Genomic DNA, 19,325 nt, shown 5'->3' on the forward strand with positions numbered 1-19,325 from the left:
CCCAAAGGGAAACCAATATCGAAGCGACAATACTGGCCTACCAAGAACCCATTAACCCAATCCTGTTGGGTCACAATCGATTTCTATGCGTACCCCTCTTTTGGGAACAGTTGAAAGTTTGTTCAACAAGCCTTCAGCCAGCGATCTCACGGCCTTTCTTGACTGAGACTTGAGTAATAAATTCCACACGAACAAATCTTTTACCTTAGGCCTGATCCCAGGAGAGGGCCCAAGGATTTCCACTGCTTTTGTATATCTTTTTTGTATTTTTGGCAAAATACGCATAGCAATTTGTTGAGCCTCAAAACTAATTTTTTTCACATGTTCTTCTAACTTTCCAGAAAAAATTAAATTTATCAAATGACCAAATGGGGGATAAAAATGTCCTACACGTTTATTTCTTTCCTCTCTCAAAAACGATTCATAATCGTGTTCACAGGCATAAACAATAGAATAGTGTTCTGGGCAGAAAGATTGAATTATTACTCTTCCTCTCTTTCCCCGTCTTCCGGCCCTCCCCGCTACTTGAGTCAGGAGCTGAAATGTCTTTTCAGATGCATTGAAGGAAGGATAGTGAAGAGATTGATCGCCCCAGATTACCCCAACCAGACTGAGATTTGGAAAATCATGTCCTTTGGTAATCATCTGAGTTCCCACCAGGGCATCAATGTCTCCTTTTCTAAAGCCTTCTAACGTATTGATAAGCTTCTTCTTTGATCCCATGGTATCTCTATCGAATCTCTCTGCCCTGATATTGGGAAACACCTGTACGAGTTCAGCCAAGACACGTTCTGTACCAATGCCTTTAGAACTGATGGCCTGTCCACCACAATTTGGACACACAGGTAGGGCTGGCAAATTAAAACCACAGGAATGACAGACTAACAGCTCTTTGTTGCCTTTTGGACCAAAGCTCTTGTGAAGAGTAAGGGTAATTTCGCAATGGGGGCAGCGAAAGGCATGGCCACAGTCTGAACAGAAGACGAATGTTGCAAAACCTCGTCTATTTAAAAACAATAAAAGCTGTTCGTTAGAGTGAAGGGTCTCATCTATTGCCTTATATAGGGCCTCGCTCATCCACCAGGGCAGCCTGGGGATCTCCTTTTTCTTTCTCTTTGTTCTCAAGTCAATGAGTTCCACTTTGGGAAGTGGAGTGTCATGTACCCTTCGGGTCATGGTCAAGAGCTCATATTCACCCTTGATGACTTTTTCATAGGTTGTGAGAGAAGGCGTTGCCGAACCAAGGACCACAGTAGCATTCTGGAGTTTACCCAAAAGTAAGGCAAGATCCCTTGCGCTATACCTCAGCCTTACGTCTTGTTTAAAGGAATCGTCGTGTTCTTCGTCCACTACAATTAATCCAATATTGTCCAACGGAGCGAAAATAGCAGATCTTACCCCGACGATGATCCTTATCTTTCCATCCCTTATATCTTGCCATGTCTTTAACTTCTGAGGACCTGTGATCTTACTGTGCCACAGGCCCACTAGGTCACCAAAGGCATTATAAAACCACGCAACCAACTGAGAGGCCAAGGCTATCTCAGGTACGAGTATAAGTGCAGTTTTGCCTAGGGCCAAGGCCGACTCTGCTGCTCTAATATAGACTTCAGTCTTTCCACTTCCTGTTACCCCATGGAGGACTACTGGAGAAAAAAGATTCCCTGAAATCCTCTTTTTCAACACTGATAAGACACTAATCTGTTCCTGAGTAAGACTCTTCGGACGACAAGGAGCAGAAGGTGGAATTTGAAACCTTACTCTAGTCTTTTTCCTAGTATTTAGGATCTTTTCAATCGAACTCGACCTTGATGACAGCAGTAGGTTTGGAAGGGCCTCCTCTAGGGTCATTCCAACTGGGTAAAAGTAATACCAAGATACCGCCTGCAGGAATCGTCTATACTCCCTTGATATGATTGGAGCTTCATCTAAAACTGAACTAACCTCTTTGAGTTCAATATCAAGGTCTTGAGGATCTCTTTTTTCTGGTGGGTCCCATACAACACCGATCATGCGACGCCTTAATCCAACTGGTACAAGCACCCTCATACCAGGTTCCAATTGGTCCATCCCCTGTGGTGGCATATAGGCCAGGAGACCTTGTTTTGGAATGGGAAGTGCAACAAATACGGGACTTATTTCAGATTCCAATGGAATTTGACCCACCTAATTCCTACTCTTTCCATCTCTTGGTTATACTGGACCCTCTTTGAGAGTGCTCAAGGCATGGACTTCCTTCAATTGCTGAAAACGTCCCTTTAATCTTTCTTGCATAATTTGACGCACAGGCTTTAGGTCAAAGTCTTTCCACGACCTGCTTCAGATATTCTGCGAACTTTGCCCCAAGTTCTGGGTGATCTAGGGCAAAATTTACAGTAGCCTGCAAATAGCCAAACTTATCTCCTGCGTCAAAGCGTTTACCCTTGAATTCATATGCATAAAGGGCTCGTTCTCTTCTTAAAGAATCAAGTGCGTCCGTTAGCTGAATTTCTCCTCCCACACCGGGCGAGGTTCTCTTTAAGCACCCAAAGATTTCAGGCCTCAATACATACCTACCTATAATCGCAAGGTTTGACTTTGTGGTTCCAGGAGATGGTTTCTCAATTAGCCTTGAGACCTTAAATATCCCCTTTTCCACTTCAACACCTTCAACTATTCCATAACGGTAAATTTCGTCATGTGGCACCCTCTGAACTGCTACGACTGATTCCTGGAATTTTCTAAACACCTGCAGCATTTGATAGGCACATGGCACATCTGAATCTACAAGGTCATCTCCCAATACCACTAAAAAAGGATCGTTGCCGATTACTGTCTCTGTTACCATAACGGCGTGGCCCAGACCCAATGGCTCCTTTTGCCGAACCGATACCACGTCTATTAGCTGTGATATGTGACGAACCTCCCTCAAAAGGTTGAGTTTTCCCTTTTGGGATAGAAAGGTCTCGAGTTCAAAGGAATAATCAAAGTGATTTTCTATTGCGCTCTTTCCAGATGCAGTGACCAATACCACTTCCTTGATACCAGAGGCTACAATCTCTTCTACAATGTATTGAATCGTAGGCCTATCCACAATAGTTAGCATTTCCTTTGGAATGGCCTTGGTAGCCGGAAGAAATCGAGTCCCTAGTCCTGCAACAGGTACTACAGCCTTTCTAATTTCCATCCGGCCCGCCCCCCTTATTACAATGCTCACATGTTGAAATATCGTTGTCACCGTCAAATTGTTTTTTTAAGTCGTCAAGCAAGCCCTTTCGACTCAACGGACATGACTCCAGGAGCTTTATAAAGTGGACAAATCTGTCAATGATCTCTTGTGGAATACCGTGCTCCATCTTACATGCCGCCTCATCGGCGAGCTCTTCCGGAACTGCTAAGGCCTTCACGAAAAACTCCTTTAGAATCTCATGGCGTCTTACTATATCCTCTGCAACAGCATTTCCCTTTTCAGTGAGACTGATAACATCGTAAGGAGCATAATGTATAAGACCCCTCTTTGAGAGGGTCCTGAGTGCCCCTGTTACAGATGCATTACTTACCCCAAGCCTTTTTGCAATATCCTTTGCCCTAACCGCTTTTTTTTCCTTGATTATTAAGTAGATGGCTTCAAGGTAATCTTCAAGACTTGCACTTAAAATATGGTGAGATTTATCCATGGATAATTAGTAAAATATAAACAAATTTTGTCAATAATACAAATTATATTCAATGTTAATTATAAAAACATTTTTTCTTTAAAAAAGAGAACTTATACTTAATCGTTTAGAAACCCAAAATATAATCCAACAGGTTGAAGATGCTATTTTAACCCCTTTTTTTGAAGTTCTTCCTGAATAGCAAAGAGAGGCTTATAATTTAACTCTTTCTCTCTGATTGCCTCAGGTAAAAATTCTTTCAACCTATCAAGGTCAGCATGGGAAATCACAAGGTCAACACTGTATGAAAATGCCTGCAGAGAATCGTACCTATTACCTTCTGGGGCACAATAGAGAAAAAATGTCTTCCTTCTTGTTTCAGCTGGGAGATGAGATGCCTTGACCAGTAATTGTAACAGCTTATCCTGCATCTGTTGCCCTTGCTGATAAAAGAAACAAAGGGGATAAGTGAAGAGTCTGAAACGGCCTTCTAGTTCATCTGGCCAATTGACAACTCTGGTCTCAAATCCCATGTCATTTAATAATTTGAAAATATTTGAAGGCTCCTTGATATCAGCCACCACAATAGCCACCTTTTGACCTGGTTGAAAGTACTCTTGGGCCTTTAACAGGATTTCGGATGAAACCAGAGGGCTATCTTGACTGGATACTGGATTTTTCCGTAGTCCTACCGGAATCTTTTCACCACACTGGAGGCATTTTACCATTATTGTTTTTCCAGCAGGTATCTTATCTGCCCCAATCCTGTATTTCCTTGAGCAATTAGGGCAAATTATGCTAACATAATTTTCATCTGTGCTCATGGTGACTCATCCCAATCAAAATCAATGCTCAACCCTTCAATATCAGTGGTCTTTTCTCCTCTTTTGCTTTTTATAAGGTCAATGCCTTGTCTTACCTTCGCCTTACTACTTGCGTATGCAAGGGCTGTTTCTTCTGTGATTAGATTGTCTTCAAATAGCTTTAATATATGCTGATCAAAGGTCTGCATGTCATAGGCAGAACCCTTTTCAAGGGTCCCATAAAAAGTCTTTTCCTCTGATTCTCCTTGGAGTATAAGGCTCTTTATTTGAAGATTGGAACGCAGGATCTCGTAGGCAGCCACCCTTCCACCGCCAACTTTGGGCAAGAGCCTCTGGGCTACAATCCAGCGAATGGTATCTGCGAGTCTTGAACGTATTTGACGTTCCTCTTCTATTGAAAACATTCCAAGGATGCGATTTATGGCCTGCCCAGCATTTACAGTGTGAAGAGTGCTGAAAACCAGGTGTCCTGTATCTGCTGCATTGAGGGCTATTTCCATTGTCTCTTTATCGCGAATCTCTCCAACTAAAATGACATGGGGAGCCTGCCTCAATGCAGCCCTCAATCCACTTGCAAATTGATCAAAATCAAGACCCAATTCCCTTTGATTGAAAGTGGCTTTTTTATGAGGATGAACAAATTCAATAGGATCCTCAAGAGTGACCACATGAACAGGGGAAGTCTCGTTAATTACGTCCAAGATAGCCGCAAGGCTGGTACTCTTACCACTTCCGGTGGCGCCAACAAAGAGGATGATCCCGTTTTTTTCCTGTGCCATCTTATAGAAGCACTCTGGCATCTTCATTTCCTTAATGGTGGGGATCTTGCTGGACAGTTGGCGCATTACAATGCTGTATGTGCCCCTCTGAGAAAAAATGTTGACCCTAAATCTGGGCCCTGATGGATGCTGATACGAAAGATCACATGAACCATGTAAAAGCAGATCTGATAAAAGGCGCTTGTTGCCTTCAACAAGGCACATGACGATCTGCTCTGTCTGAACAGGTGTGAGCACGCTGGTCATTAGGGGGAAAGAGACGGGCTTGAGCACACCATCTGCACACACCTGAACTGGTCGGCCCACAGTAAGATTGAGATCCGAGAATTTCGGATACTGATCTAGGGCCTTCTGCACTAATGTGGCTATGTCGTTAAATCTCAAGGTTTAAACCTCTGTGATATCGTCAATCCTGGTTGTATACGGCCTAAATTTTGCCTTGTCAACACACTTATTGTAGGCCTCGTTGGGATCAATCCAGCCCTTCTGGAGTAGCTCCATTATAGCATCATCCAGGGTTTGCATTCCGTATTTCTTTCCTGTTTGCCTTGAAGATGGGATCTGATAGGTCTTGCCTTCACGTATCAGATTTCTCACTGCCGGAGTGGCAATGAGTATCTCAAAAGCAACACATCTTCCAGGTTTGTCAATGCGTTTGAACATTGTCTGTGATATTACTGCCCTAAGTGCATCAGCCAGTGTTGATCTCACCTGTGGCTGCTGATGGGTTGGGAATATCTCTATTATCCTATCAACGGTCTTAGCTGCACTTATGGTATGTAGCGTGCCCATTACAAGGTGACCGGTCATTGCAGCCTCGATAGCCAGTGAAATAGTCTCTAAGTCCCTCATTTCACCTACAAGTATAATATCAGGATCTTCACGTAGAGCGCCCCTCAAGGCAGCACTGAACGATCTCGTATGGGTTCCCACCTCCCTGTGATTTATCAGACAGCCTTTGCTCTTATGGACAAATTCTATAGGATCTTCAATTGTAATAATGTGGTCTTTTCTGTGTCTGTTTGCATGGTCCACTATTGCCGCAAGGGTAGTTGATTTACCGCTCCCCGTAGGCCCTGTAACCAATACAAGCCCCCTTGGTAGCATGGCCAATTTTGTGATAACTGGTGGAAGACCGAGCTCTTCAGCTGTCTTTATCTCACTAGGGATTTCACGAAAAACTGCAGCAATGCCATTTTTCTGCATGAAGAAATTGGCGCGGTACCGTGCAAGCCCTGGGATCTCATAACCAAAGTCCACATCGCCAGTCTCTTCAAAGACCTTGATCTTTTCTTCAGGAGCTATCTCATAGAGCATGGCCTTAAGTTCGTCATTTTCGAGAACCTTGTATTTAACCCTATGAAGTTCGCCCCTTATCCTGAGAACTGGAGGAGATCCGGAGGCAAGGTGGAGGTCAGAAGCACCCTGTTCATTCATCAATTTAAAAAAGGCATCTATCTTTGCCATTTTTCCTCCCTTGTTTCCTATTATTTCTTTTTTAGTCCTAACCTATTCTCCCAATCGTTTTTTGCTAAACGACTACAAACAGCATCGAAAAAGGACAGTATCCACATATTTAGGTGGCAATTCATGATTAGCCTAGATTATTAGGATGTTATTAAATGCTCTCCATATCCACAACAAATGGACAACGAGCTTTTGCAATCTTCAAAATTTAAACATGATTAGTACCTAATAACTACTTGAATTACAAGGAACTTCATCTTATCTTCAGCACCAGCAGTATCTGGCTATGTCTGGACACAGTAAAGACCCGATATCTACCTTCTATAATCGACCAAGTGTAAATTTGGATTAAATGAAAATAGGAACATTGACACACATTCCATAGAGCAGTAAGTTAAAAGGATGCATTAGGGGGCTAGAGGTGTTCGGGCTTGGGATACCGGAGTTTTTAATAATCCTTGCCATCTTGCTCATTATCTTTGGAGCCAAAAAGCTCCCTGAGATAGGTAAAGGGCTTGGCAAAGGCATAAAAAATTTTAAAAAATCCCTTAAGGAGGAAGAAAAAGAGTCCGAACATCAATCTGATTGAGGTCAGATTTCGGACCCCCTAGGCCTATGAAAAGTCAAAAGAAGAGCGACAATCCCATACTCAATTTTTTTTCATCTGTAAAACTTGCTGTAGTCATCTTTATCATCCTGGCAATTGCCTCAATAGTGGGGACAATCATTCCCCAAGGAGAGAGCTTACATTTTTACCTTGATCGATACGGTCCCAATCTTTTTAATTTAATCCGATGGTTACATCTGGATGACACGTATCATTCCTGGTGGTATTTGGCACTTTTAGGACTTTTTTCCCTAAATCTCCTTGTATGCATTTCAAGGAGACTCCCATACACTCTTGAACTTATCAGGCGAGACAGTTCAAATGTCGATGCTGACAAACTCTTAAGAATGCCTTTTAAGGCCTCGTGGTCTCTTAGTCGTTCACTTGACGACTCCAAGCAAGGGGCTCTCCTTAATACTTTTTCAAAAATTGCAGGACGCATTAAAAAAGAACGGTCGCTTGAAGATGGCTCAAGAGTGTATCTAGTAGAAAAAGGAAAATGGAGTTATTGGGGGCTTTATGGGCTACATTTCAGCCTTCTCATAATATTTTTAGGGGCAATCATCGGAAATTTCTTTGGCTTCGGCGGTAGTATCATGATCGCCGAGGGCGAAAGCACAGATCATATCTACCGTCGCGGCGACGGCACCCCTATTCCTTTGGGATTTACCATTCGATGCGACAAGTTTGATGTACAATTCTATGACAATGGCGCTCCTAAACTCTTCAGATCAGACTTGACTGTAATTGAAAATGGCAAAGAGGTCCTAAAGAAAGAGGTCTTAGTGAATTCCCCGCTCACCTACAAAGGTGTTCGTTTTTATCAGTCTTCATACCAGGCAATCCCAACTGTCAAATTAAAGTTGAGTCGCTCTGACGGAGGTTCAAAAGATCTTTCTATTCCCGCATACAAGAAAATCCCCCTGCCAGAAGAGGGCCTGGAGATCGGAATAATGCAATATATACCCAATGTACATGGAGTCCCAGCTATTCGCCTCTGGGTTGGCACACCTAATGGCGGCTCACAGGTCATATGGGTACTAAAAGGAAGAGACGGAGAATTTAACAACCAAAAAGTCCTCTACAGGGTCTCATTAGAAGGAATAAAAAATAATTTTATGACGGGACTTCAAGTTAAAAAGGACCCTGGAGTACCATTGGTGTATCTCGGATGCATTGGCCTAATACTTGGCATATTTATCGCCTTTTGGGTACCACACAAGCGACTCTGGTTGATGATAAGGCCTAAGGGCAAGGCTACTGAAGTCATTGTCGCAGGACAAATCAACAAAAACAAGACTGGCTTCAAAAAAGAATTTGAAGAGTTAAAGACACAAATCAGCGCTTCATTAGGAGAAAAAATATGATATCAAGTTCTTATTTACTTAGTTGGTGTACTTTTATCTATCTTGGTGCATCAGTATTATATATTATGCACTGGCTCTTTCGACTCAAGCCAGTAGGTTTCTTAGGAACAGTTAGCACTGTAATTGGTGTAATCGTGCAGACAGCAGGCATTGGACTTCGATGGATTGAGTCGTATCAGTTGGGCTATGGCCATGCACCACTTTCAAATCTATACGAGTCCCTCGTCTTCTTTTCCTGGGCAACGGCTCTAACTTACGTATTCGTAGAATACAAGACCAAGAGCCGGGTCATTGGTGCATTTGCCATGCCTTTTGCTGCAATTTCCATGGCCTATGCCTCGTTTAATCCCAATGTGCGGGATTCGATCGAACCCTTGATCCCAGCCCTTCAAAGCAATTGGCTGATCGCTCATGTGATTACATGTTTCATTGGATATGCAGCTTTTGCTGTAGCATGCGGCCTTGGCATCATGTATCTCTTAAAAAATATGAGCCCTAATAAGGATTCAGGACTACTGGGCGCCTTTCCCAGCCTGAAGGGCATTGATGAACTCATGCATCAGACCATTATTTTTGGATTTCTCTGGCTCAGCGTCGGTATCATAACCGGAGCAGTTTGGGCCAACCAGGCGTGGGGGACATATTGGAGCTGGGACCCAAAAGAGACATGGAGTCTTATTACATGGTTTGTATATGCCACTGCCCTTCATGCCAGATTTGTCAGGGGGTGGAAGGGCACCAAAATCGCCTTTATATCCATTATAGGATTTTGCTCTGTGATCTTCACATACTTTGGCGTAAACTTTTTACTGTCAGGGCTTCATAGCTACGGTTCGCAATAATTGAAATTATATTGCTTATGATTATATTAAAAGAAAGAAATCACGGGATATATCCCCGATTTAAATTTGGAGGATAGAATAATGTTTGGTTTTGGAACACAAGAACTCTTAATTATCTTGCTTATAGCCCTATTCATATTTGGTGGGAAGAAACTCCCTGAAATCGGAGCAGGCCTCGGGAAAGGACTTAAGGCCTTTAAACAGGGGCTAAAAGAAACAGAAGTAGAGGATAAAGATGCAGCCAAGCCCGAAATAGAAAAAGACTCAACCAGTACTGAAAAAGGAAAGGCATAACAATAATAAGGTGCAGGCCATATGCCTTGCTGCAGGACTTGGGACAAGACTCAGACCAATAACGTACCATGTCCCCAAGCCACTCTTCCCAATAGCAGGCAGACCTAACCTTGGAAGGATCATTGACGACTTAAACAGATCAGGATTCCAACATATTGTAATAAATGCCTTTCATTTAAAAGAAAAAATCAAGGAATACATCGTATCAAATCATCCAGATTGCGTTATATCAGAAGAAGATGAACTCCTCGGCACAGGGGGGGGAATAAAAAATGCGAGCCGTTTTTTAAATTTCTCCTCCCCCATCCTCGTTGTAAATTCAGATGTAGTCACAAACTTCCCTTACGAAGTACTAATGGACTATCATAAAGGCAATAATGCCTTTGCCACTTTACTTCTAACAGATTTTGGCCCCTTAAATTCCATAAAAGTTGATGATGAAAAGGTTATAGGAATCAATACCGGCTACAGAGAAGCATGTCTTTGTTTTACTGGCATCTCCGTAATAAGCCCTGAATTCCTTTCTATGTGTCCGAATCGTTACCCTTTTTCAAGCGTAGATATCCTGAAAGAGGCCATTAAGTCAGGCAAGGCAGTCCGTTACCTCCAAGGAGAAAAGATCTTTAAGAACTTCTTCTGGCAAGACCTTGGCACTCCAAAGGGCTATCTTAAGGCACACGAACTGTTTTTAAATTTCAAAGGGATCACTCCCCCCACACTCCATCAAGACTTAAAGGTAATAGACTGGGCCTGGGTAGACGAAGATGTAAAAATTCCTGCCCATACAACCCTTTGTAGATGCGTGGTATGGCCAGGTACAGAAATAAAAACAACCACTAGTTTCAAAGACATGGTACTCACCCCATATGGAGTCCTTAATGGAGGATAAACTCTTTAAACAAATTAAACCACTTTGGACTGGGCTCACTGGATGCTATAACGGCTATGGTAAACCAATTCCATGTGAGGGGAGCGGACAGGATGGGGAATTTAAAAAGGGAGTTCTTTGGCCCAAACCCCGTTTTGAAAAAAAAGGCGAGGTCGTTATTGATCTTTTGACTGGCCTCATATGGACTACTAACGCCAACCTATACGGCTTTCCTGTATCATGGACCGAGGCCATTGACTACATAAGAGAGATGAATTCGAAGAATGCCCTTGGATTTTCATCATGGCGACTCCCAAACAGGAGAGAGCTAAGGAGTCTCCTAGACCTCGGTGCCAAAAATCCATCTCTCCCCAAGGACCACCCATTTAAAGACGTCTTCAATGGATGGTATTGGACCTCCACTACCTTTGCTGGTCTTCCCCAGTATGCTTGGTGGATCCATATGGAAGGGGCCAGGATGTTTTATGGAAGGAAGGACCAATATGCAATGTTCTGGCCAGTCACTGGCAGAGAAAAAGGCGTACTTTTGGCCACAGGTCAGGGGGATTGTTTTGATGAAAAGGGAGAAAGGATACTTTGTAATGGAAGCGGTCAGGATGGCGAGTTCAATATTGGAGGCTGGCTTTCAGAAGGGAGATTTAAAGTCGTAGACGACGTAAGTGTTTTGGATAGACTTACAGGCCTTACCTGGACAAAAGACGCAAATCTCTCTAAAGAGACAGTCATATGGGAGGAGGCCCTCTATTTAATCGCTGAACTGAATAAAAATTCCTATGGTTCAAAAAATGACTGGAGACTTCCCAATATTAATGAACTTGAATCCCTAGTAGATTGCTCCCAGGCATTTCCAGCATTGCCAAAAGGCCATCTCTTTGAGGACCTTCAAGAGGTTTACTGGTCTTCTACCACAAGCTTCTATGAAACTGATTGGGCCTGGGCCCTTTACCTAGGGAAAGGTGCCACTGGGGTGGGCAAAAAAGATGTAAAGGGATTTTCTGTCTGGGCAGTAAGGGGAGGATGAGGGCCTCATATTAGTTTCTTGGCCTGGGGTTCTCAATAGGGCTATATTTGCTTTATTGGTACTAATGGCCTAAGACCTGATGCCTTCAATGCATTCAATAATGACCTTATATTAAAGGTATTGACTCTCACAAAAATGACCCCTTTTTCCCTCAATCTAACAAGCCTGGTAAAGTCGATCCCCTTTTTAAACAACACATCCACGAGGGTCTTCATGACAAAAGGAGAGCCATCATCTTCTATCTCGATTAGCGTAGAGCCCTTGTCTCCAAGCCCAAATATACTGCCATATGCCTCTATGAGGTCCCGTATCGAAAATATGCCCACAAGCTTCCCCTCTCTGTCTATCACTGGTATGGCCCCAACCTTATGATGTTCGAATAGCAACAACGCGTCATCTAATGTTGAAGATGGACCAAGGGTACAAAGATCCCTACTCATAATGGTCTCCACCTTTGTATTTCCCACTTCTTCGAGGAGGCCATCTTGATAACCACTGGATGCAACAGATGAGGGGTATGCCGATCGAATATCTCTGTCAGTTACCATCCCTATTAGGTGTCTTCCGTCGTCTACTACTGGCAGGTGCCTGAAATTGTGTGCCTTGAGTATGTCTCTGGCCTGTCCTATGGTTGTATCAGGTCTGATAGAAATGGGATCTGAAGTCATGTGGTATCTGATGTACATTATAAATTGGTCCTCCTTATTGAGCCCTTAGTGCCAATCCTCCAAGATACCTCTCACAAGAGGCTGACAGAGCCTCAAGATGATAGCCACCTTCAAGGATAGTCAATAGTCTGCCCCCACAATACTTATCTGCCCAGAGTCTTGCAGCTATGCCGAGGTTTCCGTAAACCCTTGTGGGATATGAAAGCCCTGACATGTCGTCCATTTCATGTCCGTCAAAACCTGCAGCTATTATGATCACCTGAGGATTAAAGGACTCAAGTGCAATATTTACCTCTTCCTTAAGGATTTCCATTACCTCATTTTCTCCAGCCCCAGGAGGAAGAGGTATGTTCAATGTAGCCCCCCTCCCCTGTCCTTCACCCCGGTCCTCGCTGTAACCAGTACCAGGAAAACTGAAAGTGGGGTGCTCATGAATGCTTATGTATAACACAGTTGGGTCCTCTAAAAAAACTCCCTCAATGCCGTTACCATGATGGGCATCCCAGTCTATAATCGCAATTTTTTCCCTACCATAAACCGACTGCCAGTAGCGAGCCGTAATTGCAACATTGTTGAGGAAACAAAAGCCTAGTGGAATCTCCGCCTCTGCATGGTGTCCAGGGGGTCTGACGCAGCAAAATACGTATTTTGCCTCACCTGCCTCGATTAGATCTACCCCTTTGAGACATGCCCCAACGGCATATAGAGATGCTTCAAATGTATCGTAGGATACGGAATTGTCAGGATGACCGAAAAACTCCTTTCCAGATAGACAGGTCTCCTCAAATCTAAAAAGATATTCATCACTATGAACCAATTTCAGGTATTCCCTCTTGGCTTTGTCTGCCTTTACGATCTTTAGAGAGGGGCCCAAAATGCTCTCTTTTAGCCTTTTCAATATGACTTTCAATCTTTCTGGTGATTCAGGGTGATCTATATGAGTCTGGTGCAATAGACATTTTTCGTGTGTTATCAAGAAGATATCATCAAATTTTGCCAATTAATTCCTCCTCTTTTTTGACCTTCGACCTCTTAAAGGGCTATCAACAAGATCAAGGGAGTACCTGATCAACTCGTCCTGAACTTCACTCTTTTTGAAACCAAAACTCTCTGCAAGGGACCTCATCTTAAAATTGTCCCTTAGGATATCCATGTAAACCATCCTCACACCTTGACTCCTTGCAATCTCTAAACACCTCTTCATTAGTATTTTACCCACTCCCTTTCCCTGCCATGGATCACCAACAACCACTGCAAATTCACTAGATTCCCTGTCCGGCAGTATAGTCAGTCTCCCAACGCCAATGAAACGCTCCTTTTCCCCCTCATTAACAGTGGCAACAAGTGCTATTTCCCTGTCATAATCTATCTGACAATATCTCACCATTTGTTCATGTGGAATCTCTGATATGGGCTGGAAAAACCTCATGAGGATGGTCTCAGGAGAAAATGTCTCGAAGAGCTCATACATCTTTGGTTCATCTTCTGGCTTAATAGGCCTAATCAAAAAAGGAGTCCCATCCTTCATCTTTGCATCGTCTATGAAATGGCAGGGATACGGACATATGACAAGATTTGAGGGACAACAGGGCCCTGTGGCCATAAATATCCTCTTTCCAAGGCCTTCATCCAGGACAATCCTAGCATCTAGGCAGACCCCTCTCTTTTCCCCAATATAGAATGGATTGATGTCGATCTCCTGGATCTGGGGAAAATCCACCAATAATTGTGAAAACCTGATGAGGGTCTGCTCAAGGAGTTTTATAGAGGGCCTTGGATATGCCCGATGGGCTAAATATTGATATATCTTGGTCTGCTCCATTAAACGTCGGGCAAGCGTCTGATTCAGAGGTGGAAGGCCTACTGAATAGTCCTTTAGTGTCTCAAACAGCCGGCCACCAGTCCCGAAAAGCACACATGTCCCAAAGGTCGCATCCTTTTTTGCCCCAATGGCTATTTCATGACCATCCCAATAAATCATTGGCTGGACAGTTATCCCCATAATCCTTGCATCAGGCCTATTGTCTCTGACGTTTTTGATTATCCAGTCAAATGCATCTTCTATCTCGTCCTTGCCAACATGGAGTCTAATTCCTCCTATGCGTGCCTTATGGGTGATATCCGGAGAGTCGATCTTAAGGCCGACTGGGAATTCCACCTTATTGGAGATCTCTCTCAGCTCTTCCTTGTCTCTGACGAGGAAAATCGGTGGAGACTCTATTCCATAATAAGAGAGTACGAGTTTTGATTCCCTTTCTGTAAGAATGCGACGTCCTTCTGAAAGGACCCGATTGAAGATTGCTTCGACCCCTTCTAAGTCAGGCATAAAATCTTCCAGGATGTTGGATGGGGTCTCATGTAACAGGCTGAGGTTATAGCTATGTCTAAACGTATAAATAAAGCTCTTAACTGCCTGTTCAGGAGTAACGAAGGTTGGTATGCCATTTTTATTGAGAAAATTTCTGGCCTTTTCCATGTCTCCTGTTCCCATCCAACATGCCAAAATCTGAGATGATTTGGCCTTTCGGGAAAGCTTTACCAGATGCTCTGCTGTCTCCTTTGGTCTTGTGGCAAACTGGGGGGTCAAAATCACCAGGATTGCGTCCTTTTCATGTTCTTCCATGCATACCTCAAATACCTGCCTGAGGAGTTCGGGCGAGGCATCAGAAAGGCAGTCTACAGGATTTTTGCGAGACCAATATTTAGGAAGTAGATTATCTAATCTATTGATGGTGCTTTCACTCAACTCACAAAGCCTTCCACCGTACTGGATCAGTGTATCAGTAGCCAAAATTGCAGGCCCACCTGCATTTGTAATGATCAAAAGGCGATTACCAGTAGGAGAAGGCTGTTTTGAAAGGGCCTCTGTTACATGAAAGAGCTCTAGGGCATCCTCTACCCTTACTATACCTGCCCTGGAAAATACGGCGTCATATACTGAATCTTCTCCTGCAAGCATTCCTGCATGTGTATGCGAATAACGGCTGGAAGCCTGGTATCTTCCACCCTTTACCACTACTATTGGTTTTGCCCTGGAGAGTGCCCTTGCTGCGCTTACAAACTTTCTTCCATCCCGGATGGCCTCAACGTGCATCACCACTGCCTTTGTGTCTGGGTCCATTGCCAAAAAGTCCAATATATCACCAAAATCAACGTCTGCCTGGCTACCTATGGAGAAGAATGCGCTTAGCCCTACGTGTTTGCTTATGGCGTAATCGAGAATTGCTGAGGCAAAGGTGGCACTCTCACTCAAAAATGCCAGCTTACCAGGTTTCAAAGCAGGCCTTGTGGTACTTACATGTACGGAATGTCTTGGTCGTATAAAGCCCGTTGAATTTGGCCCCAGACACCTAATACCGTACCTATATGATGCACTCTGAACAGTCTGGATATATTTCTCAGGGTCTTTTACCTTGTGTCTGAAGTCGTTTGCCAGTATGAGGGCAGACTTCACCCCCATTTTTCCACACGTATCAAGATCCTCGAGTACCTCTTCAGGTTCGCCGCAAAGTACTGCAAGATCTACCTTCTTAGGAAGACTCTTTAGGGATGGATATGTCAAAAGCCCTGAAATTGATTCACATTCTCTGGATATAGGGAAAATAACTCCCCTAAAGCCTGTAGAAAGGAGATTTTTGATAAGTACATTACCAGGAGAATTGGCCTCAGGGGCTGGGTTCACCCCAAGGACGGCAATGGTGCTCGGTGAAAATAGGTACTGAAGAGATTTAACACTCAAGACTATTCTCTTTTGCCTCTTCTACGGCAGGCACTTTTTGCACCTGCAATATCCTTTTAAAAAGGCCTGCTCTCGAGTCTTAAATATCACCTTGTTTTCACGCCATGTCCTTCGCCCATAGGGGCACCATGGTCTGTGAAACCTAAGGCTCTTCCTATTACCTATATAATATGGCTCAGGCCTTCTGGGGGAAAGGGACCAAAGCCCAATCTTATTTATTATAGCATGGCGTTGCGCAGAGAGGAGCCTGTCTTTGTATGGTATGTCTTTTTGAAAGAGGCATACAAAAGCAAGCCCCTCCCTCACGAGAACTTCATTTACAAGGGTACCGTCTTTTAAAAAGACATATGCCAAAAGCCTTCCAAACCTGTCTCTCTTTCTAGGGCCATACTCAAGGCGTACCACCCTGCCCTGGACTAGTGCCCTGTTGCGTTTTTTAGCGGCAATCCCGTATGGCTCACCTTTTTGGTCATCATGAGGGATCTCAGGGGCATTGATCCCAAGATAGCGCACCTTCTCTCCATTGCTCAATACAATGGTATCACCATCTATGACGTATTTTACATATGCATTCCCGGCCCAGAGATTACACCCGGTTCCAACTGTAAAGATCGCCAGGAACAGTACTAAAAAGAGGACAGGATATTGCCTTTTCATGCGGTCAACCGCTCAAGTGCTTCATTGTATCTGGCCATAGTCTTTTCCACAATGTCATCTGGAAGCTCTGGTGCAGGTGGCGTCTTGTCCCATTTGATGGATTCCAGATAATCTCTCACGAACTGCTTGTCAAAGCTTGGCTGTGACCTACCTGGCTCATAGCCATCCAAGGGCCAAAATCGAGAGGAATCAGGGGTGAGCACCTCGTCTATCAGTGTCACCTCTCCGTCTATGATCCCAAATTCAAACTTTGTATCTGCAATGATCACGCCTCGCTCTTTAGCATAGTCTCTGGCCTCAATGTAAAGCCTCAGGCTAAGATCCCGTATCTTCTGGGCCACATCTTCCCCAACTAGGTCCACTACCTTTTCAAAGGAGATATTTTCATCGTGTTCGCCTACCTCTCCCTTGGTAGATGGAGTAAATATGGGAGTAGCAAGCTCCTGCGACTCGATCAGTCCCTCTGGAAGGGATATTCCACAAATCTTACCGGTCCTTTTATAATCTTTCCATCCTGATCCGGTTATATAACCACGCACAATGCATTCAACAGGTAGCGGCTTTGCCTTTTTAACAAGCATACTCCTGTCTTTTAGTATGGCAGCGTGGGATCTAGCTGGCTCAGGGTAGTTTGAGGGGTCACTTTCCAACACGTGGTTCTTTACCAGGTCCTTGAATTTTTCAAACCAGAACAAAGACATCTGGGTCAAGACCTTTCCCTTTCCTGGAATGGGGGTAGGGATAATTACGTCAAATGCAGATATCCTGTCTGTAGCCACTATGAGAAGTGTGTCATCGTCCACTTCATAAATATCTCTGACTTTGCCCCTCGATTTCAATTTTAGCCCTTCGATATTTGTCTCAAATACTGCATTACTCATGCTTTAATCCCTCCATATATATAAAAATCTCTACGCTCTCTGGCCTTGAGCTCTTTGGTTTAAAGACACGAACCTTCTTAAACGCAGCCATACACTCTTTTCTAAAGGCTGCAAAGTCTGCCCCCTGGAAGATTTTCAAAAAAAGGCGGCCATTTTCCTTCAAGACTACCTTTGCAATCTCCAGTGCTGTAGTGGCAAGCTCCACAGAACGATAATGATCTACATCCTTTCTTCCTGTTGTCTTTGGGGCCATATCGCTGAGTACACAATCAAAATATCCATATTTTTCAAGGATTTCATTTGGTGAAATCTCTCTACAATCTGCTGTGAGGCGTGTAACATTTGGTAGATCAACCTTCAAGGGATGCAGATCTATTGCAATTACCTTTCCATTCCTCCCCACTACGGATGCTGCAAACTTTGTCCATGAACCCGGACTTGCTCCGAGGTCTAGGACCTTCATACCAGAGGACAAGAGCTTAAATCGCCTCTGTGCTTCTTTGAGCTTATAGACGGATCTTGCAGGAAAGCCTTCTTGTTTTGCCTTGTTAAAATAGTGATCCCTTACCTTTTTCACTTGATTCCCTCATCAAAAATAGCATCAGCCAATCAGTTAGATTGGACCCTTCCCATGAACATGCTTCCGAGCGGACAGTCTAAATGCCTGGCAACCACATCACACTTTATCTTGAAGAGAAAAAATATCTCTCTCTTTTCATCTGAAAGGGTCTCAAAGTTTCCCTGTCCCTTACTTATTATCATTGGTGCCTCATGATACAATTTCAAAAATTCCTCTGAACACCATTCAAAGTCAATGCCAGGGACCCTACAGCCTGACGACACAATGGTTGCAACCTTGTGAATCCCTGCGTCAATGGCGTCTTTATAAGTGACATCATTTATTATGGGACCGCCTCTTACCACAAATTTTACTGGACGTGCAAGCTCCTCTATTAGGAGTCTATCAAATACAGACTCACCACTGTTGTCTCCGATGTAAAGTACCCAATCGGCCCTATTCAATCGATCCTTGAATTCATCATACTCCCATTTATAAAAATCAACATTAAAAATCCTGTCCAATTCATCCAGCAGGTTAAAATCACTTGAAGTTCCGTAATCAATCACATTGCCGCATACAGCCAATCTAATCGCTGCCTCAAGGGGATCGGCATGAGTTTTGATTCGTTCCTCCAAAAGAGGATAGAGTTTCAATACCTCCTTGGTACTCCTGTCCTTTATTGAACTAAATGGATCCTCAGTCCCTAAGAAATCTGAAATCATATCATAAATGGCCACGGCATTCTTTGGCGGAGGCCATGATACATCCATATCGGACAATACGCTTAGGGCGTTTCTAATTAGAAGCCAAATTTTATCATCAGTCAATTCTAGGAGTTTACCTGTACGTGAAGTCTGTTTAATAAAGCAGGGAAAACAATCAAAATGAGTCTTCATTTGTACCTCGTCACTATTAATGAACTCATCCTAAGATTTCTTTAGGCCACATACCTTTGTGGTCCTATCCTATTGACACTTTTTGAGCCTAGTTTAAGCATTGGGCCATTTAGGGGCAAGCTCGTATTTCCAAAACCCACAGCCTTAGCTAATGCGTTCATAAAATAGGAGTATATTGAACATAACATGAGTTTGGG

The 19,325-nt window shown here is 43.6% G+C and carries 19 protein-coding genes; 6 read left to right on the forward strand and 13 right to left on the reverse strand.

The genetic code is table 11. The annotated features are described in order from the left end of the window. Positions 1 to 51: 51 nt before the first annotated feature. From priA to DBT_RS09970, 6 genes are all read right to left on the reverse strand, one after another. On the reverse strand, positions 52 to 2,151 hold the full coding sequence (priA, locus tag DBT_RS09945; RefSeq protein ID WP_067620038.1) for a replication restart helicase PriA: 2,100 nt from the start codon (positions 2,149 to 2,151) through the stop codon (positions 52 to 54). A 145-nt stretch (positions 2,152 to 2,296) separates the two neighbouring features. Then, complete coding sequence (gene galU / locus DBT_RS09950) at positions 2,297 to 3,166, reverse strand: UTP--glucose-1-phosphate uridylyltransferase GalU (protein ID WP_067619967.1); 870 nt, start codon at positions 3,164 to 3,166, stop codon at positions 2,297 to 2,299. Next, a complete protein-coding gene (locus tag DBT_RS09955; RefSeq protein ID WP_067619970.1) occupies positions 3,156 to 3,656 on the reverse strand; it encodes a metal-dependent transcriptional regulator in 501 nt (166 codons plus the stop codon). Before DBT_RS09955 ends, galU begins: the two co-directional genes overlap by 11 nt. 143 nt (positions 3,657 to 3,799) lie before the next feature. Further along, a complete protein-coding gene (locus DBT_RS09960) occupies positions 3,800 to 4,459 on the reverse strand; it encodes a zinc-ribbon domain-containing protein (protein ID WP_067619973.1) in 660 nt (219 codons plus the stop codon). Then, on the reverse strand, positions 4,456 to 5,622 hold the full coding sequence (locus DBT_RS09965; RefSeq protein ID WP_067619976.1) for a type IV pilus twitching motility protein PilT: 1,167 nt from the start codon (positions 5,620 to 5,622) through the stop codon (positions 4,456 to 4,458). The genes DBT_RS09960 and DBT_RS09965 overlap by 4 nt, the downstream gene beginning before the upstream one ends. A 3-nt stretch (positions 5,623 to 5,625) precedes the next feature. Continuing rightward, on the reverse strand, positions 5,626 to 6,705 hold the full coding sequence (locus DBT_RS09970; RefSeq protein WP_067619979.1) for a type IV pilus twitching motility protein PilT: 1,080 nt from the start codon (positions 6,703 to 6,705) through the stop codon (positions 5,626 to 5,628). Positions 6,706 to 7,126: 421 nt separating this feature from the next. On the opposite strand from DBT_RS09970, the gene tatA (DBT_RS09975) reads away from it, so the two are divergent. The 6 genes from tatA (DBT_RS09975) (at position 7,127) to DBT_RS10000 (ending at position 11,725) form a co-directional block, all read left to right on the forward strand. Then, a complete protein-coding gene (gene tatA / locus DBT_RS09975) occupies positions 7,127 to 7,294 on the forward strand; it encodes a twin-arginine translocase TatA/TatE family subunit (RefSeq protein WP_067619981.1) in 168 nt (55 codons plus the stop codon). A gap of 26 nt (positions 7,295 to 7,320) precedes the next feature. Beyond that, positions 7,321 to 8,679, forward strand: a complete 1,359-nt coding sequence (gene resB, locus DBT_RS09980; protein ID WP_141674278.1) for a cytochrome c biogenesis protein ResB — start codon at positions 7,321 to 7,323, stop codon at positions 8,677 to 8,679. Beyond that, entirely contained in the window at positions 8,679 to 9,521 is an 843-nt protein-coding gene (gene ccsB / locus DBT_RS09985; RefSeq protein WP_067620040.1) for a c-type cytochrome biogenesis protein CcsB, read from the forward strand. The genes resB and ccsB overlap by 1 nt, the downstream gene beginning before the upstream one ends. 81 nt (positions 9,522 to 9,602) lie before the next feature. Beyond that, a complete protein-coding gene (gene tatA / locus DBT_RS09990; protein WP_067619989.1) occupies positions 9,603 to 9,815 on the forward strand; it encodes a twin-arginine translocase TatA/TatE family subunit in 213 nt (70 codons plus the stop codon). A 10-nt stretch (positions 9,816 to 9,825) separates the two neighbouring features. Next, positions 9,826 to 10,704 carry a nucleotidyltransferase family protein gene (locus DBT_RS09995; protein ID WP_067619993.1) on the forward strand — a complete coding sequence of 293 codons (879 nt, stop codon included), beginning with the start codon at positions 9,826 to 9,828 and terminating at the stop codon, positions 10,702 to 10,704. Beyond that, positions 10,694 to 11,725 (forward strand): Lcl C-terminal domain-containing protein, encoded by a 1,032-nt coding sequence (locus DBT_RS10000; protein WP_067619996.1) that lies wholly within the window; start codon positions 10,694 to 10,696, stop codon positions 11,723 to 11,725. The genes DBT_RS09995 and DBT_RS10000 overlap by 11 nt, the downstream gene beginning before the upstream one ends. Before the next feature lie 41 nt (positions 11,726 to 11,766). On the opposite strand, the gene DBT_RS10005 is transcribed toward DBT_RS10000, so the two are convergent. Genes DBT_RS10005 through DBT_RS10035 form a run of 7 tightly spaced genes read right to left on the reverse strand, consistent with a single transcriptional unit; the run spans position 11,767 to position 19,128 of the window. After that, positions 11,767 to 12,411 carry a CBS domain-containing protein gene (locus tag DBT_RS10005; protein ID WP_067619999.1) on the reverse strand — a complete coding sequence of 215 codons (645 nt, stop codon included), beginning with the start codon at positions 12,409 to 12,411 and terminating at the stop codon, positions 11,767 to 11,769. Positions 12,412 to 12,427: 16 nt separating this feature from the next. After that, entirely contained in the window at positions 12,428 to 13,393 is a 966-nt protein-coding gene (locus tag DBT_RS10010; RefSeq protein ID WP_083186760.1) for a histone deacetylase family protein, read from the reverse strand. Next, the gene (locus DBT_RS10015) at positions 13,394 to 16,132 is read right to left on the reverse strand and encodes a bifunctional acetate--CoA ligase family protein/GNAT family N-acetyltransferase (protein WP_083186761.1); all 2,739 of its coding nucleotides are present in this window, start codon (positions 16,130 to 16,132) and stop codon (positions 13,394 to 13,396) included. 21 nt (positions 16,133 to 16,153) lie between these two features. Continuing rightward, positions 16,154 to 16,789 carry a thermonuclease family protein gene (locus DBT_RS10020; RefSeq protein WP_067620005.1) on the reverse strand — a complete coding sequence of 212 codons (636 nt, stop codon included), beginning with the start codon at positions 16,787 to 16,789 and terminating at the stop codon, positions 16,154 to 16,156. Then, entirely contained in the window at positions 16,786 to 17,670 is an 885-nt protein-coding gene (locus DBT_RS10025) for a phosphoribosylaminoimidazolesuccinocarboxamide synthase (RefSeq protein ID WP_067620008.1), read from the reverse strand. The genes DBT_RS10020 and DBT_RS10025 overlap by 4 nt, the downstream gene beginning before the upstream one ends. Further along, entirely contained in the window at positions 17,663 to 18,247 is a 585-nt protein-coding gene (locus DBT_RS10030) for an RlmE family RNA methyltransferase (protein ID WP_067620011.1), read from the reverse strand. Before DBT_RS10030 ends, DBT_RS10025 begins: the two co-directional genes overlap by 8 nt. A gap of 32 nt (positions 18,248 to 18,279) precedes the next feature. After that, entirely contained in the window at positions 18,280 to 19,128 is an 849-nt protein-coding gene (locus DBT_RS10035; protein WP_067620014.1) for a damage-control phosphatase ARMT1 family protein, read from the reverse strand. Positions 19,129 to 19,325 lie beyond the last annotated feature (197 nt).

The sequence above is a fragment of the Dissulfuribacter thermophilus genome (assembly GCF_001687335.1).
Classification (GTDB): Bacteria; Desulfobacterota; Dissulfuribacteria; order Dissulfuribacterales; family Dissulfuribacteraceae; genus Dissulfuribacter; species Dissulfuribacter thermophilus.